Source organism: Sphingorhabdus sp. Alg231-15 (assembly GCF_900149705.1).
Taxonomy (GTDB): Bacteria; Pseudomonadota; Alphaproteobacteria; order Sphingomonadales; family Sphingomonadaceae; genus Parasphingorhabdus.
Genome location: NZ_LT703001.1, coordinates 3,218,662 through 3,234,047 on the forward strand (window position 1 = coordinate 3,218,662; position 15,386 = coordinate 3,234,047).

Here is a 15,386-nt window from a genome sequence, read left to right on the forward strand (position 1 = left end):
GCATTTTTAATGGTTTTTTTACGCGCTCGAAGGTTTGAGCGCACTGATTTGTGGGGACGGCAACCAATATGAAACTGATCATCCAGATACCCTGTTTCAACGAGGCAGCCAATCTGCCCGAAACGCTGGTTGCTCTCCCACGCCAGATTGACGGGATTGATAGTATCGAGATCCTGGTGATTGACGATGGTAGTCGTGACGATACCAGCGCGGTTGCTCGCCGGTTTGGCGTCCATCACATTGTCCGCCACCGCACCAATCGCGGATTGGCTGCGGCCTTTCAATCTGGTATCAACAAAGCACTGGCCGAAGGCGCGGACATCATTGTGAATACCGACGCAGACAACCAGTATGAAGGACAGGATATCGGCAAGCTCGTCACCCCCATACTGGCTGGTGAGGCCGATATTGTGGTCGGTGATCGAGGCGTGAAAGACAACGCCCATTTCGGGAAATTTAAACGGCTGCTGCAAAGGTTTGGTAGTGCGACCGTAAAGCGCCTGTCCAATACCCAGATTACCGATGCTGTGAGCGGCTTTCGCGCAATCAGCCGTAGCGCTGCACAGCGGATCAACATCACGTCGAGCTTTTCCTACACGACCGAAATGCTGATCCAGGCCGGGCGGAAACGGATGGCGATTGTATCGGTGCCGATACGCACCAACGGCGCCGTGCGTCCTTCTCGGCTGTTCAAGTCCGTACCGCAATTCATTGCCAATACGGGTGCGACGATGATCCGCTCTTACGCGATGTACAATCCGCTGAAGGTTTTCGTGCTTGCTGGCAGCATCGCTGCCGTGATCGGTGCCGCGCCGATTATCCGGTTTCTCTATTTCTATACGATTGGTGAGGGCGGCGGACATATCCAATCGCTGGTGATAGGCGGATCGCTTATCGTTTTGGGCGTGGTTGCCATGATGTTCGGTGCCGTCGCGGATTTGGTAGGACGCAATCGCCAGTTGCTGGAGCAGACACTAGAGCGGCTGCATAAATTAGAGGACAAACTGAAATCTACCGCTGAAAATCCAGAGGTTCCAACACAACCGGATTCCGAAGCACCGCTGAGAAGGAGTGCTTGATCGGTGGCCAGTGCGACCATAATCCTAGAAAAACTGATTGCCCCGCTTCAAAGGCTGATGGATCAGGTCAAGGCACGCAGGACGCCTTTGACTTTGGTGCTTTGCGTAATTTTTATGGTGGGCTTGGTTTGGGCCTTCGATAGACTCGATATCGCGCTCAACGAGCTAAACATTTTTCCTGCTCTGGCAATTTTCGGGCTGATGGGACCGCTTGCGCTTGTCTACGGCGCCGTTGGCTTAATGCTGTTGGCGAAGGTCGCCGGGTCCAAAATCGAATTTGGTTCGGCCTGGACAATCGCTGGTTATGCGCAACTGGCAGAATCCCTTCCACTACCTGGCGGCGCAATTGTGCGCGCTGCCGCTTTAAAAAAAGCGGGAACCGGTGGAACCAAAAGTGTTCTGCTTGTGACGGGCACCGCGGTCTTATGGGTAGCGATGGCTTCTATAGGGGCAGGCATAGCCTTGGTGACTTTTGATAAAGCGGGAGCCATGCTGTTTCTAATCTCCGGCTTTTCGGTTTTGATACCAATTACTTGGTGGATAGTTTCCCAGGCAGGAATGAGCATCGCCGCTCAGATATTGCTGCATCGGGGCGTTGGCTTGATGTTGATGACGATTCGGCTGAGTCTCGCCTTTATGATCATCAATCAAGCAGTCCCATTCACAACCGCGCTTTTTTTCTCATTCGCAAACATCGCTGGTTCGGCATCGGCCATTTCACCTGCTGGATTGGGCGTTGGAGAGATGATAGCCGCTTTCCTTGCTAGCATGGTTAGCATCTCGGCGGCTTCAGCGTTTATGGCGATTGCCCTAAATCGTATTCTCGGCCTGGCTGCCTGCATCAGTTTGGTAGCGGCCGGTTCTCTATCTCACAAAATTCAACTCGCAAATTCCAGTCTTTTTAAGGAACTAAAATGACCAAATTTACATCAGAAATGTCCGCCGCTGTTGATATGGCGCGAAGTGTTGGCTTCAAAAAAACAATGACGCGTCTGCGCAACTACGCCGGAGCGCGAAGCTATGAGCGGGAGCGCAGCAAGCGTTTTGAACGTCTGGCGTTAGATGGAAAGGTTGTTCGTTCAGTATTGGGATCCAAGATGGAGCTCGATTCCAATAAGTCGGGGCTGGATCGTGATATTCTGCTGGATGGCATTCGTGAGCCAATCGCTACAGGACATATCTTGAGCATTTTGCAGGAAGATGACATTGTTTTGGAAGTCGGCGCGAATATCGGATATTATGCTCTGATCGAAGCGCGTATTTGCGACAAAATCTATGCTGTTGAGCCGCACCCTGAGAATTTTGAACGACTGAAGCGAAACATTGCGCTGAACGATTTCGACAATGTCGTTGTCCAGCAAGGCGCTTTTGGTGCCAGCGATGGCAAGATCCCACTATATGTATCAGATCTGTCCAACTGGCATTCCTGTCGCGATGCGCCAAAATCGGAAACAGATTTCATCGATGTGGACTGCTTCACCATTGACAGTTTCGCCAAGGCTAACGAAGCACCGACATTTATAAAAATGGATGTTGAAGGCTATGAGCTGGAAGTTCTGCGCGGGGCGGAAGAGACCCTTAAGACAGTCAAACATCTGTTCCTCGAACTGCATGGAACAATTTTAACAAGGGCTGAGATGACCGAAATTCTCGATCGGATTGAAGCGGCTGGTCTCAAACCATCTCTGATTGTACAATATGATCGCCCTGGCTTGGCCAGAACCTATGGGATTGAACAACTGGATGCCATCCGTAACGGCGATCGTGGAACATTTGAGTTGTTTTTTTGCCGCTAGGACCATGGGTGCGCTCGTATCCTTCGCCTATCGCTGCATGATGGAAGTTCTCGTCGATAAACAGTTCGTTTCAGATGGATATTCTCAGGCACAGTTCCGGGCTAGAGTATCTGCATGATCATGACCGATTCAAATGATGTCGGACCGCGAAGCGGCACGCGCACGATAGTTGGAATCCTTTTTCTGGTCATCGCATGCCAGTTCTGGTTGATCTTTGTGAAAGAGATAAACTGGGATGAATTTCTGCATTTCGGACAAATTTACGAACTTGCAAATGGACAGCTGAGAAGGAGTTTGCAGACCCTGCATACGCGCTTATTCGGTTGGACGGCGCTGATCTCGCAAGATATTATTGTGCAAATTCAGGCCGCTCGCGTTGCAATGTTGGCCTGTGCCTTGTTGACAACAACTTGTGTGGTTGTTCTGGCCCGGCGGCTAGCCGATTCCCAGACAGCACTTTTTTGCGGACTCGCCTATTTGACGGCAGGCTATGTTTTCACGAACGCGTTCACTTACAGACCTGATCCGGTTGCTGCCGCAGCTCTGATGGGCGCATTATGTGTATTCGCTATGGGAACTTTGTCATGGAAGCGTGCTGTTCTGGCCGGCGTGCTGATTGGTCTGGCTGGTGCCTTGACGATAAAGAGTATCTTCTATCTGCCCTGTTTCGCCGCAATTGCCTGGTTACACTGGATTCGGCAGGGAGGTCAGAAATCTAAAGATCTTCTTCTTTTTTGCCTTATGGCCGTGCTGGCCTTTTCGAGTTTTGCCATGATCGTCGGGCTGCATGGTGCGGGCCTACCGGCGAGTGGAAATCAAGCGAGCAATCTTGGTAAGAGCATGGACAGCTTTGTCCAATTTGCCACATTCGAGAAAATTCATCACGTATTCAGACAGATAATCGTCTCGCCTCTCGTCGTTCTTAGCCTGGTCATGCTTCCTTTTGCCGCCCGCAAACTGCCGAAAGAGTCCAAATATTTGTTGATCGGTTTGACCGGGCCGCTGCTCTGCCTGTTATTTTATCGCAACACTTTCCCTTATTTCTTTGTTTTCCTTCTGCCGCCCATCTGCGTTGCAATTGCGCCGGTTCTGGCCAAATTGATCAAGCGCTTTGGTCAGGCCCTCATTGTGGTGTTGGCTCTGTTCGGACCGGTACTTTTGTTGATGCAAGAACCGTTCGGGACATTGGAGCGCCAACGCGCAACGATAAATGAGGTTGAACGTCTGTTTCCCGATCCAACACCCTATCTCTCCTATTCGAGTTATGTTCCACATTATCCGCGGCAGTTCACTTCGCTTCTTTCGGGTGTTGCATTGCGTCGCTATTGGGACGAACGCAATGGCGATATCACACGTGATATCGAAGCAGGTCAGATAGCATTTGTAATTGCCACCGGCCCTGCGCTTGACGCAGTTTACAGAAGCGAAGGACCGGCTTCGCTTTTGCCTGAGCGTGATGTTGTGGCACTAAGAACTAATTTTCTGCAGCATAGCGATACGATATTCATCGCTGGTCATGAAATTTGTCCCAAGTCAGCAGAACAGATGGTCAAGATTGTCAGGAATGGCCCCCATTCTCTCGAAGGCGGCGATCTTGTGATCAAGGGCCGTCGTCTGAGTGATGGCGATAGCATGATCTTGCAATCAGGGCTTAACGAGGTCCTTTATGAGCAGGGTCCGTGCGTCAAGTTATGGGCGCTGGATCAGGTCCCGAAATTACCAAAAGACTTTCCGTCCGGGCCAATCTTCGGGGGATTTTAGAGTGGCTGAAGAACCCAATTTGACTATCAGCGCGAAGCGCCCGTCGATTATCTTCATTACTCGCAAATGGCCTCCAGCCATGGGTGGGATGGAAACCTATTGCAAGCGCTTGACTGAAGAAATGGCAAAGACGCATCCGTTGGACATTATTGCGCTACCCGGCAAGGCTAATGGTGATGTGCCATCGGCTCTCTCGTTAATCTGGTTTGGACTGACAACAGCGATCCGCATATTGTTCATGAAACCGGCCTCGATCATCCATATTGGCGATGTGGCAAGTTGGCCGTTGGGCTGGGTTGCGTCCCTTCGTCATTCCCAGAGTAAAATTGTCCTGTCTGCTCATGGTTCAGATCTGAACTATGCGACTGGAAACGGTTTGTTACCCTCAATCTATGCCAGATATATCAGATTGGCGACCAAGCTTTTGCCTAAGGTGAAAATCATCGCCAATAGTAGTTGGATCGCTGATTTGGCGCGTGAACAAGGTTTCTCCGATGTGGTGACCGTTCCGCTGGCGACCGATATCAAAGCAGAGCAAATGCCTGGTCAGCACAATGATTGCCTATTCTTCGCCGGAAGGATCATGCCGAGCAAAGGCTTGTCGTTCATCGTGAAAGAAGTGATGCCATTGCTGTCTGCGCCGCTGAAAATTAGAGTGGCCGGGACCGTTTGGGACGAACAAGAAGGTTCTATATTGTCCGATCCTTCAGTCGAGTATCTGGGAGTATTGGATCAGGAAGGCCTGATTGAAGAATATGGAAAAGCGCTTTGCGTCGTTGTGCCGAGCCTCGGTAAAGAAGGCTTTGGTTTGGTTGCCGCCGAAGCAGCAGCATGTGGCGGTGTGGTGCTCGCATCAAACCACAGCGGGTTGGCGGAAGTTGTGACTGAAGACATCGGTTTCGTTGCCGATCCCTACAAACCCGATGAATGGGCGGCAGTGATCAAAAAAATGCGAGGTTGGTTGCCTGAAGATCGTAGTGAATTTTTGCAAAAATCAATGGCGATAACACAGGCCAGATATTGCTGGAATCGCGTGGCAATGGATACACTCTCTTCTTACTGAACCCATTGCAGAGGTCTGGGCCGGTTTGCCGGAACGATCATGTGTTTTCCATCCGACATTCTTTTTCCGGCTATTGCTTTTTTACATAGGGTTCTGGTGCTTTGTTCATTGACCGTTAGGGATCACTTCGCCAAGGGGCGCATATGGAATGGTTGGATATAAAAATTTGGTTCGAACACACGACGGGTTTCGACCGTGACGCTCTGCACATCTATGGCGCGGTTGTTATTCAGTTTTGTTTTGCGCTGTTTTTTCGGAGATCGCTTGCGAGTCCTTGGCCATGGATTGCAGTGTTTACCATTGCGATCGCAAATGAATATGTCGATTATCAACGTGCGGGGGATAGCGAGGCTTCGAAGGCCCTCCATTGGGAAGAAGGTTACAAGGATATGTGGAATACCATGATCATTCCAACCGCTCTTTTGCTTATCGCCCGATACTCGCCCGGTTGGATGATCGGAAAATCGGTTCAACCCCAAAGAGTTGATGCAAGCGACGATCGCGCAGGTGAGACCGTTTAGTCGCTTTTATCCCGTTGCATGATGATTTTTTTGACATTTTGAGACTGACCTCTTGGTAAGATCATGACCTTGTTGCCTTCGGCGATAATGATCAGATCGCTGATCCCATATGTTGCAATTTCTAGTTTATCGGCATGGATCAGGCTATTTTGCGTATCCAGTGCCAGAACATCGCCAGACGTCACATTGGTCTGATCATCTGATGCGCTTATATCAAATAGCGAGTCCCAGCTTCCAACATCGGACCAACCGGGTTCAACCGGGGTGAGAGCTACTTTGTCTGCCTTTTCCATCACGGCATAGTCAATTGAATCTGATGGCGCACGAGCGAAGCTTGCTTCATCGGGCCTTATCTGATTTTCGTCGCTATGTGCCCGATCCATGGCGTTACGCGCAGCTTCCAGCATTTCTGGAGCATGTTCACCGAGCGCCTGTAGATATGTGTCCGCGCGAAACAGAAAAATACCCGCATTCCAATGGTAACCACCATCGTCGAGCATTATTTCCGCATTTTGCCGATTGGGTTTTTCTACGAACCGTTGCGCGGCGAAGCTGCCGGCGCTGCCTACTATGGCTTCACCTTGCTGGATGTAACCATAGCCGGTTTCCGGTCCATTGGGTTCAATACCGAAAGTCACCAACCAACGGGCTTTAGCGAGCGGTAGCGATTCGCTGACAGCAGTAAGAAATGCGGGCACGTTTTTGATTACATGATCGCTCGGCATTACCAGCATAGGCGTTTGCGGATTTCCGCAAGCAAGAGCGGCCAAAGCAATCGCTGGAGCAGTGTTTCGAGCACATGGTTCCAATATTTGAAGAGCGGCGGTTGCTCCAATTTCGTCTAATTGTTCTGCCACAAGTGATGCGTGCTTCGCACCGCCAACGATAATCGGCGAAGCAAACAGGTCCGGTTGCTGGCATCTTTCCAGTGTCATCTGAAACATGCTGAGGGGACCGGTCAGGTTCAAAAATTGCTTTGGCCGCTTTTCCGTTGAGACTGGCCAAAGACGCGTTCCGGATCCACCGGATAAAATTATTGGGGCGATGAGATCGTTGTTTGTCATACTGTTGGCTTCATTTCATGCTGCACGCTATCAGCGACTTTATATTTTTAGACAGATTAATTTCGGAGGCCTTCGTGCATAGGCCGCATTCACCTGGACCAATGGTCTTGTCTCTGGCGACTACCTGGCCTTCCAATGGAATAATCTGCCACTCTCCTGCAGCTACTCCCTTTAAAAGCCTCTGATCATCACCCAGAACTTGGAACAACCGAAAATGCGGGCCATCAATCAGTTTAGCGGACTGATCCGGCGGCGTTTCGGAAAAATGTTTCATGTCGTATGGGACGGGAGTGGCTACTGTAATGGCCTCTTGCAGATGCAGCTCGCGTGGTCGACCATAGTCATAAAGCCGGTAAGTGACATCAGCATTTTGTTGAATTTCTATCAAACTGATGCCGCGGCCTATTGCGTGAATTGTACCCGCAGGAATATAGAATAAATCGCCAGATTTTACAGGCTTCCAGTCCACGAGCTGCTCTATCTGGCCGCAGACAACAGCTGCATGTAGTTTCGTGGCACTCACTTCTTTTTTCAACCCGATGCCCAATATTGCATCGGGTTCGGCTTCCAATATGTACCAGCATTCTTCCTTACCGCCGGGCATGCCCTGTCGCCGCGCCTCTCGATCATTGGGATGCACCTGAATGGACAGCTTTTCGCTAGTGAAGAGGTACTTGGTCAACAGTGTAGGTGTGATGCCCTTGCGAGGCAGAAACCAGATTTCACCAATTTTTTCTTTCTGTTTTCCTCCGAATAGCGTCGGTAGAGTTATTTGTCCCCAAGGTTTCGGGACCGATTTTTTTCTTAACTTCATACTCCACCCGTTAACCTCTAGTTTCGGCCAATGCTCGTATATTTTAGCCCGCTTCTGGCAACATCCGCCGGATGATAGATGTTGCGCAAATCAACCAATGCTTTGCCGCTCATGGTCGACGACAGCTTAGCGAGATCGAGGGCGCGAAATGCATCCCATTCGGTTACGATGACGACTGCATCAGCCCCGGCCGCGGCATCGTAGCTGCTCTCCATCATTTTGACATCGGGCATCAATTCCACGGCGACTTCCATGCCTTCAGGATCATAAGCGCTTACGGTCGCGCCCGCATCGACCAGAGTCTGCGCGATAGCTATGGAAGGAGCGTCTCGCATATCGTCGGTATTGGGCTTAAAAGTCAGGCCAAGTAACGCAACCTTCTTGTCTCGGGCATTTCCGTCTAGCGCATGGATAACCTTTCTGCCCATCGCCCGTTTGCGCTGATCGTTGACCTGCACAACGGCTTCAACGATGCGTACTGGACTTTCGTTATCTTGTGCCGTTTTCAAAAGTGCCAAAGTGTCTTTCGGGAAACAGCTGCCACCATAGCCGGGACCGGCGTGCAGAAATTTTGATCCGATCCTATTGTCCAACCCGATACCGCGCGACACCTCTTGAACATCTGCATCTACTTTTTCACACAGATCAGCAATCTCGTTGATGAACGTAATCTTCGTTGCAAGGAACGCATTGGCTGCATATTTGATCAGCTCGGCAGTACGACGACCGGTGAACAGTATCGGGGACTCATTGAGAAATAGTGGGCGGTATATCTCGCTCATCACATCTTTCGCCCATTCGATCTCCGCGCCGATAACAATACGATCCGGACGCTTGAAATCGTCAATAGCAGCACCCTCGCGCAAAAACTCGGGATTCGACACAACGGCAAATTGATTAGCATCGAGCTTTTTTGATAATATCAGTTCAACCTCATCACCTGTACCCACAGGCACAGTAGATTTGGTGACCACTACCGTCGGTTTGGTAATGGCATCGGCGATTTCCTCGCTGGCGGCATAGACATAGCTCAGATCAGCATGTCCATCGCCTCTACGGGAGGGTGTACCGACGGCAATGAACACGGCGTCGCAATCCTTCACCGATGCTTTTAGATCGCCTGAGAAAGACAAGCGGCCGCCATCAACATTGCGTTCAACCAGGCTGGCAAGGCCAGGTTCGAAAATTGGCATGATGTTTCTTTCAAGCTTGTCGATTTTACTGGGGTCTTTGTCGACACAAACTACTTCATGCCCAAAATCTGCAAAACATGCACCAGAAACTAAGCCGACATAACCAGAGCCGATCATCGCTATTTTCATATTTGTCCTTCGTTATTCTGTAGGTTATTCGATAAAAACATGAGAATTATTCTCTCTCTGGCCTTATCAAGATTTTGGGTCAAGCACGGTAACTTGTTACAATCCTCTCTACAGTGCGTTCTGTCCTATGTTAATGGATGTCGGTAAAGATTTGATGTCTATTCAACTCCCCATCCAGTTTCGGACAGCTAATGTATTTCCTGACTGAAGCGAGTACCATCGCAAAATATTTGGAAAACGCCGGCAAATGGATTAAAGCATTGGTGTCGACAAAGATGCGGCGGTTCAATTAATCTGGGGTTTAGACAAATCGAAGCAATGACCGTCCTGATTACGGCTGTTCTGGAAAAAATAGCCAATTTATCCCGCCGTCATAAGCAAGCCATTGTTTTACTGCTGGATGTCATCCTGTGTATCCAGTCGATATTGATCGCTTATTCGCTCCGTATCGGAGTGTGGGTTTACTGGGATCTGGCGATCCAAAAGGTTGCGCTAGCCGCGGTGTTGATCATGATCCCGGTATTCTATTTTGGTGGAGTATATACCGTGATCTTTCGTTATGCCGGTTCCGGGATGATGAAGACCTTGGTGAAGGCTTTTCTTATTTATGGAGCTCCTATGGTGGTTCTTTTTTCCGTTGTAGGAATGGCTGGTGTTCCGCGGACGATTGGCGTGATTCAACCGATGATCTTCTTCATCATGGTCGGTTTCTCGCGTGTTATGGCACGATATCTGATGGTTGATATATTAGGTCGCAATCGTTTTGGCGGACTAGTTAAAACCGTTTTGATCTACGGGGCTGGAAATGCTGGCCAGCAATTGGCTTCCTCGATGCGATCAGAGCCCGCGATGCAGTTGCGTGGTTATGTCGATGATGATCAACGTCTGGATGGACAAAAACTGGACGGTGATAGGGTTTTCTCAAGCAGCCGCTTGCTTGACGTCATCGCGAAATACGGCATCACTGACATACTGCTTGCACTTCCGAATATCTCTCGCAAGAAACGGCGAGCCATCGTTGATCAGATTCAGCAGTTCAAAGTTCATGTCCAGACCCTCCCGAATATGAAAGAGATCATGGATGGCCAGGTTTCGTTCTCTGACATACGCGAGCTTGAAATTGAGGATCTACTGGGTCGCGAACCGGTTGCACCTAATGAACTGCTGTTGGGACGCACAATTGTAAGCAAAAAGGTCATGGTCACAGGCGCAGGTGGATCGATTGGCAGCGAGCTTTGCCGCCAGATTACAAAATCAGGTGCCCGCCAACTGCTCCTTTTTGAGCTATCCGAATATTCTTTGTACGCTATTGAAAAAGAGCTGCGAAAATATTGCAGCGATCATAGCATTGAGAACATAGAGCTTGTTCCAATTTTGGGTTCGGTCACCGACACCACTCGCTTGAAGGAAGTTTTTGAGTTTTGGCAACCGGATACGGTTTTTCATGCGGCCGCGTACAAACATGTTCCCTTAGTTGAGTCCAATCCCGTTGAAGGTGTACGAAACAACATATTGGGCACATATGAAATTGCCCGCGCGGCACATGCGGCGGAAGTCAAAGACTTTATATTGATCAGCACTGACAAAGCGGTTCGACCGACAAATATCATGGGTGCTACAAAACGCGGTGCTGAACAGATTATTCAAGCCTTTGCGAAGAGAAGCGGTACCCGGTTTTCCATGGTGCGTTTTGGAAATGTTCTGGGATCAAGTGGTTCGGTTGTACCCTTGTTCCGGCAACAGATTGAGATGGGTGGTCCGATAACGCTGACCCACAGAGATGTAACTCGCTATTTCATGACGATACCTGAAGCGGCGCAACTGGTGATCCAGGCCGGCGGTATGGCCAAAGGTGGAGAGGTATTTGTCCTAGATATGGGCAAAGCCGTGCGAATAATCGACCTTGCCAAGACAATGATTCAATTATCGGGCCTAGTTGTCCGGGATGAAGCTGAGCCTGAAGGCGATATTGAGATCAAGGAAATTGGTCTGCGTCCGGGCGAAAAACTCTACGAAGAGCTGATTATAGGAAATGATCCGCAGGCGACCATGCATGATCGTATCATGATGGCGCGCGAAACCCATATGGAGCAGACCGATCTGGATAATCTGATTAGCAAAATCCAAAGTTGCCGAAACTCTTCAGAGGCTATCGTGTTGTTGAAAACTCTGGTTCCCGAATTCGAACATGAGCGGGACAATTTGAAAGCGGAGAAAGCTTCGTAAGATATATCAGGGCTTAAGGTTATTCAAACAGCTCTGACCAAATCCAAAATTCGATCGCGATCTTCCTTATGGCAGATCAGAAGATCGGGCAGATAAGTGTCTTTCTGATTATAGCACAAATCGCTACCGTCAATGCGGGAACAATGCAATCCATGCGCTTTGGCAACCGCAACGGGCGCGCAATTGTCCCACTCATACTGCCCACCCGAATGGAGGTAGACATCTGCCTCGCCACGAACAACTGCCATTGCCTTGGCTCCGGCGGAACCCATCGGAACAAGCTCTGCGTCCAATATTCTGGCAACCGCCACTGCCTCTTTCGCTGGCCGGGAGCGGCTAACAACCATGCGCAACCTATCGGCTCGACTGGGTAATTTAGTTTGGATATCGCTGCGCAAGGTCAGGCCAAGAGACGGCAGTGCCACCGCTCCGATCACCGCATTTTCCTTGATTGCCAGGCCGACATGTACGGCCCAGTCACTGCGACCTTCGCCATATTCGCGAGTGCCATCAACCGGATCAATGATCCACACGCGATCTCTTGATAACCGTGTTTGTGTATCCTTGCTTTCTTCCGACAGTAAACCGTCATCGGGCCGCATTTTTTTTAAAGCAGAAACCAGCATGTCATTTGCCGCCTTGTCACCCGCATCACCCAGATCTTTGCCTGTCAAGTCGGAGCCAGTCCGCAATTCCAATAGCAAAGTCCCGGCCTCTTCAGCCAGCTTCGCTGCCAATTCAGCATCTGTCATATGGTATAGGACCAACTTCCAACAATTTTGTCCACGATAATCTCAGCCGCTTCCTCCGGGCTCATCTTGGTGGTGTCGATCCGTATCTCTGCTTGTTCCGGGATTTCATAGTCGCTGTCGATACCGGTGAAATTTTTGAGCTCTCCAGCGCGCGCTTTCTTATAGAGCCCTTTCACATCCCGCTCTTCCGCAACAGCAAGAGGTGTATCGACAAATATCTCTATAAACTCATTCTCCGGCAACATCGAGCGAACAAGTTGCCTTTCTGCCCTGAACGGAGAAATGAAGGCGGTCAGTACGATGAGACCGGCATCAGCCATTAACTTGGCAACTTCACCGATACGGCGGATATTTTCCACCCGATCAGTGTCGGTAAATCCGAGATCTTTGTTCAATCCATGGCGGACATTGTCGCCATCCAGCAGAAAGCTATGCTTGCCAAGCGCATGCAGACGTTTTTCGACCATATTGGCAATCGTCGACTTGCCGGAGCCTGAAAGGCCCGTAAACCAGACTACTCTGGGTTCCTGACGCTTTTGCAAGGCATGCGCCGCTCGGTCGATATCAACATCCTGCCAATGAACATTTTGTGACCGGCGCAGGCAGAAATGGAGCATCCCGGCGCCGACCGTCGCATTGCTAACTTTATCGATCAGAATGAAGCCGCCAAGATCACGATTGTCCGTATAGGGTTCGAAGACGATCGGACGATCGGTTGCTATTTCCGCTACGCCAATATCATTTAACTCCAGCGTTTTGGCAGCAAGCTGCTCCATATTGTTGACGTTGATCTGATATTTGGGCGATTGAATAGTGACGCTGACAAATTGTGTCCCGATCTTCATCCAGTAGCTGCGGCCGGGCAACAGCTCAGATTCGTCCATCCAAACAATAGTTGTTTCAAATTGGTCCGCAACCTGAGGAGGTGCATCAGCAGCAGCAATGACATCACCGCGAGAGCAATCGATTTCGTCGACAAGGGTTAAAGTGACAGACTGTCCCGCCACCGCTTCGTCAAGATTGCCATCCATCGTGACAATAGTCTTCACCTTGGATGTCTTTCCAGAAGGCAAAACACGGATTTCATCACCTGGACTAACTGTGCCACTTGCAATTTGTCCGCTGAAGCCCCGGAAATCGAGATTGGGTCGGTTAACCCATTGTACCGGCATGCGCAGCGGGCGCGACTGGTTGGTGGTCACCATGACCTCAACATTTTCCAGATGGTTCACCAGTGTCGGTCCATCATACCAGGGCATGTTTTCGGACTTGTTTGTAATATTGTCGCCGGCAAGCCCAGAAATAGGAATTGGTGTGAAAGCCGCAATACCTATCTCTTCGGCAAAGGCTGCGTAGTCAGCAGTTATTTTATCGTATGTCTCTTTATCATAATCAACCAGGTCCATCTTGTTTACCGCAACAACCAGATGTTTGATGCCGATCAGATGGGCCAGGTAACTGTGCCGGCGTGTTTGAGTTAAAATCCCCTGCCGTGCATCAATCAATATCACTGCAAGGTCGGCGGTCGACGCACCGGTCACCATATTGCGCGTATACTGTTCGTGACCGGGCGTATCGGCAACGATGAACTTGCGTTTTTCTGTCGCAAAGAAGCGATAGGCGACGTCGATCGTGATGCCCTGTTCACGCTCCGCTGCCAATCCGTCCACAAGCAGCGCAAAGTCGATCTCTTGACCCTGCGTACCGACCTTTTTGCTATCGGCTTCAAGGGAAGCCAATTGATCCTCAAAGATCATCTTGGAATCATAAAGCAAGCGTCCAATAAGCGTAGATTTGCCATCATCGACGGAGCCGCAGGTGATGAAACGCAACATCGTCTTGTGCTGATGTGCTTCGAGATAGGCGTCGATATCCTCGGCGATCAGTTCCTCGGTTTTGTAGATTACATCAGGGTTGTCCATTAGAAATACCCCTCCTGTTTTTTCTTCTCCATCGACGCGGCTTGATCATGGTCTATGGCCCTGCCTTGGCGTTCTGATGTTGTTGTTAATAACATCTCCTGGATGATCTGGGGGAGGGTGGTTGCCTCGCTTTCAACCGCGCCAGTCAGCGGATAACAGCCCAAGGTGCGGAAGCGGATGGAGCGTTCTACAGGCTTCTCCCCCTCTTCAAACTTGAAACGTTCGTCATCGACCATCAGCAGCATACCATCGCGTTCCACTGTAGGACGGGGTGCAGAAAAATATAGCGGTACTATCTCGATATTTTCGAGGTGAATATATTGCCAGATATCAAGTTCCGTCCAATTGCTGAGCGGGAAAACCCGAATGCTCTCACCCTTGGATTTGCGTGTATTGTAGAGTTTCCAAAGCTCAGGGCGCTGATTTTTCGGATCCCAGCGATGGTTGGCAGAGCGGAAAGAGAAAATGCGCTCTTTTGCGCGGCTTTTCTCTTCATCCCGCCGAGCACCGCCAAAGGCAGCATCAAAACCATGCTCATCAAGCGCCTGCTTCAGGCCCTGGGTCTTCCACATGTCGGTATGCAGCGCGCCATGATCAAAGGGGTTTATTCCATCGGCCTTTGCTTCCGGATTCTGATGGACAAGCAACTCCATGCCAGCGTCTTGGGCAGATTTTTCTCGCAGCTTGTACATTTCCTGAAACTTCCAGGTCGTATCAACGTGGAGCAGCGGGAAAGGTGGGGGCGACGGAAAAAAGGCTTTTTTGGCCAGATGAAGCATTACGGCGCTGTCTTTACCAACAGAATAGAGCATAACAGGCTTTTCGGCCTCAGCAGCGACCTCGCGCATGATCTGTATTGCTTCTGATTCCAGGCGTTGAAGGTGGGTGAGTTTCATCAGTTTTTCGTCTCTTTAGAATACTGCAATAAGCTAGGGCTGTCGCTAAAACAAACTTATCTCGTTCTATCTATCGGAAAAAATGATCAAAGGCTGGCAAGATTTTCTTACTGCAACTAAACTAGGCTTAAAAAGCTGATCTAATGCAAATTTGGATGCGCGCGGAAAGT

13 protein-coding genes are annotated in these 15,386 nt (G+C 50.0%); 7 read left to right on the forward strand and 6 right to left on the reverse strand.

All coding sequences use genetic code 11. The annotated features are described in order from the left end of the window. The first annotated feature begins 68 nt into the window (after positions 1-68). The 6 genes from DG177_RS15685 to DG177_RS17800 all read left to right on the forward strand — a co-directional run bounded on the left by DG177_RS15685 (position 69) and on the right by DG177_RS17800 (position 6,220). Complete coding sequence (locus tag DG177_RS15685) at positions 69-1,079, forward strand: glycosyltransferase (RefSeq protein WP_108812346.1); 1,011 nt, start codon at positions 69-71, stop codon at positions 1,077-1,079. 3 nt (positions 1,080-1,082) lie between these two features. Next, positions 1,083-1,997, forward strand: coding sequence for a hypothetical protein (locus tag DG177_RS15690; protein WP_108812347.1), 915 nt, complete (start codon positions 1,083-1,085; stop codon positions 1,995-1,997). After that, positions 1,994-2,875 carry an FkbM family methyltransferase gene (locus tag DG177_RS15695; RefSeq protein WP_108812348.1) on the forward strand — a complete coding sequence of 294 codons (882 nt, stop codon included), beginning with the start codon at positions 1,994-1,996 and terminating at the stop codon, positions 2,873-2,875. The genes DG177_RS15690 and DG177_RS15695 overlap by 4 nt, the downstream gene beginning before the upstream one ends. 120 nt (positions 2,876-2,995) lie before the next feature. Next, the gene (locus DG177_RS15700) at positions 2,996-4,636 is read left to right on the forward strand and encodes an ArnT family glycosyltransferase (protein WP_337658934.1); all 1,641 of its coding nucleotides are present in this window, start codon (positions 2,996-2,998) and stop codon (positions 4,634-4,636) included. A 1-nt stretch (position 4,637) separates the two neighbouring features. After that, positions 4,638-5,699 carry a glycosyltransferase family 4 protein gene (locus tag DG177_RS15705; RefSeq protein WP_337658935.1) on the forward strand — a complete coding sequence of 354 codons (1,062 nt, stop codon included), beginning with the start codon at positions 4,638-4,640 and terminating at the stop codon, positions 5,697-5,699. Positions 5,700-5,989: 290 nt separating this feature from the next. Continuing rightward, positions 5,990-6,220, forward strand: a complete 231-nt coding sequence (locus DG177_RS17800; protein ID WP_337658936.1) for a hypothetical protein — start codon at positions 5,990-5,992, stop codon at positions 6,218-6,220. Here the strand turns inward: DG177_RS17800 and DG177_RS15715 are convergent. From DG177_RS15715 to DG177_RS15725, 3 genes are read right to left on the reverse strand one after another with little or no spacing between them, the layout of a single operon-like run. Beyond that, complete coding sequence (locus tag DG177_RS15715; RefSeq protein WP_108812352.1) at positions 6,217-7,284, reverse strand: mannose-1-phosphate guanylyltransferase/mannose-6-phosphate isomerase; 1,068 nt, start codon at positions 7,282-7,284, stop codon at positions 6,217-6,219. The genes DG177_RS17800 and DG177_RS15715 overlap by 4 nt on opposite strands. 10 nt (positions 7,285-7,294) lie before the next feature. Then, positions 7,295-8,098, reverse strand: a complete 804-nt coding sequence (locus DG177_RS15720) for a class I mannose-6-phosphate isomerase (RefSeq protein ID WP_108812353.1) — start codon at positions 8,096-8,098, stop codon at positions 7,295-7,297. Between the two features lie 17 nt (positions 8,099-8,115). After that, positions 8,116-9,420 (reverse strand): nucleotide sugar dehydrogenase, encoded by a 1,305-nt coding sequence (locus tag DG177_RS15725; RefSeq protein WP_108812354.1) that lies wholly within the window; start codon positions 9,418-9,420, stop codon positions 8,116-8,118. A 318-nt stretch (positions 9,421-9,738) separates the two neighbouring features. Between DG177_RS15725 and DG177_RS15730 the strand changes: the two genes are divergently transcribed. Then, positions 9,739-11,646 (forward strand): polysaccharide biosynthesis protein, encoded by a 1,908-nt coding sequence (locus DG177_RS15730; RefSeq protein ID WP_108812355.1) that lies wholly within the window; start codon positions 9,739-9,741, stop codon positions 11,644-11,646. A gap of 23 nt (positions 11,647-11,669) precedes the next feature. Here the strand turns inward: DG177_RS15730 and DG177_RS15735 are convergent, their stop codons facing one another. The 3 genes from DG177_RS15735 to cysD are packed head-to-tail and all read right to left on the reverse strand — an operon-like array spanning position 11,670 to position 15,216. Beyond that, positions 11,670-12,398 (reverse strand): inositol monophosphatase family protein, encoded by a 729-nt coding sequence (locus DG177_RS15735; RefSeq protein WP_108812356.1) that lies wholly within the window; start codon positions 12,396-12,398, stop codon positions 11,670-11,672. Next, a complete protein-coding gene (gene cysN / locus DG177_RS15740; RefSeq protein WP_108812357.1) occupies positions 12,395-14,320 on the reverse strand; it encodes a sulfate adenylyltransferase subunit CysN in 1,926 nt (641 codons plus the stop codon). The genes DG177_RS15735 and cysN overlap by 4 nt, the downstream gene beginning before the upstream one ends. Beyond that, positions 14,320-15,216, reverse strand: coding sequence for a sulfate adenylyltransferase subunit CysD (gene cysD, locus DG177_RS15745; protein WP_108812358.1), 897 nt, complete (start codon positions 15,214-15,216; stop codon positions 14,320-14,322). Before cysD ends, cysN begins: the two co-directional genes overlap by 1 nt. Positions 15,217-15,386: the final 170 nt, after the last annotated feature.

Coding starts and splice junctions, on each gene's coding strand:
- DG177_RS15685 (WP_108812346.1), top strand. CDS start 69: ATGAAACTGATCATCCAGATACCCTGTTTCAACGAGGCAGCCAATCTG.
- DG177_RS15695 (WP_108812348.1), top strand. CDS start 1,994: ATGACCAAATTTACATCAGAAATGTCCGCCGCTGTTGATATGGCGCGA.
- DG177_RS15700 (WP_337658934.1), top strand. CDS start 2,996: ATGACCGATTCAAATGATGTCGGACCGCGAAGCGGCACGCGCACGATA.
- DG177_RS15715 (WP_108812352.1), bottom strand. CDS start 7,284: ATGACAAACAACGATCTCATCGCCCCAATAATTTTATCCGGTGGATCC.
- DG177_RS15720 (WP_108812353.1), bottom strand. CDS start 8,098: ATGAAGTTAAGAAAAAAATCGGTCCCGAAACCTTGGGGACAAATAACT.
- DG177_RS15725 (WP_108812354.1), bottom strand. CDS start 9,420: ATGAAAATAGCGATGATCGGCTCTGGTTATGTCGGCTTAGTTTCTGGT.
- DG177_RS15730 (WP_108812355.1), top strand. CDS start 9,739: ATGACCGTCCTGATTACGGCTGTTCTGGAAAAAATAGCCAATTTATCC.
- DG177_RS15735 (WP_108812356.1), bottom strand. CDS start 12,398: ATGACAGATGCTGAATTGGCAGCGAAGCTGGCTGAAGAGGCCGGGACT.
- cysN (WP_108812357.1), bottom strand. CDS start 14,320: ATGGACAACCCTGATGTAATCTACAAAACCGAGGAACTGATCGCCGAG.
- cysD (WP_108812358.1), bottom strand. CDS start 15,216: ATGAAACTCACCCACCTTCAACGCCTGGAATCAGAAGCAATACAGATC.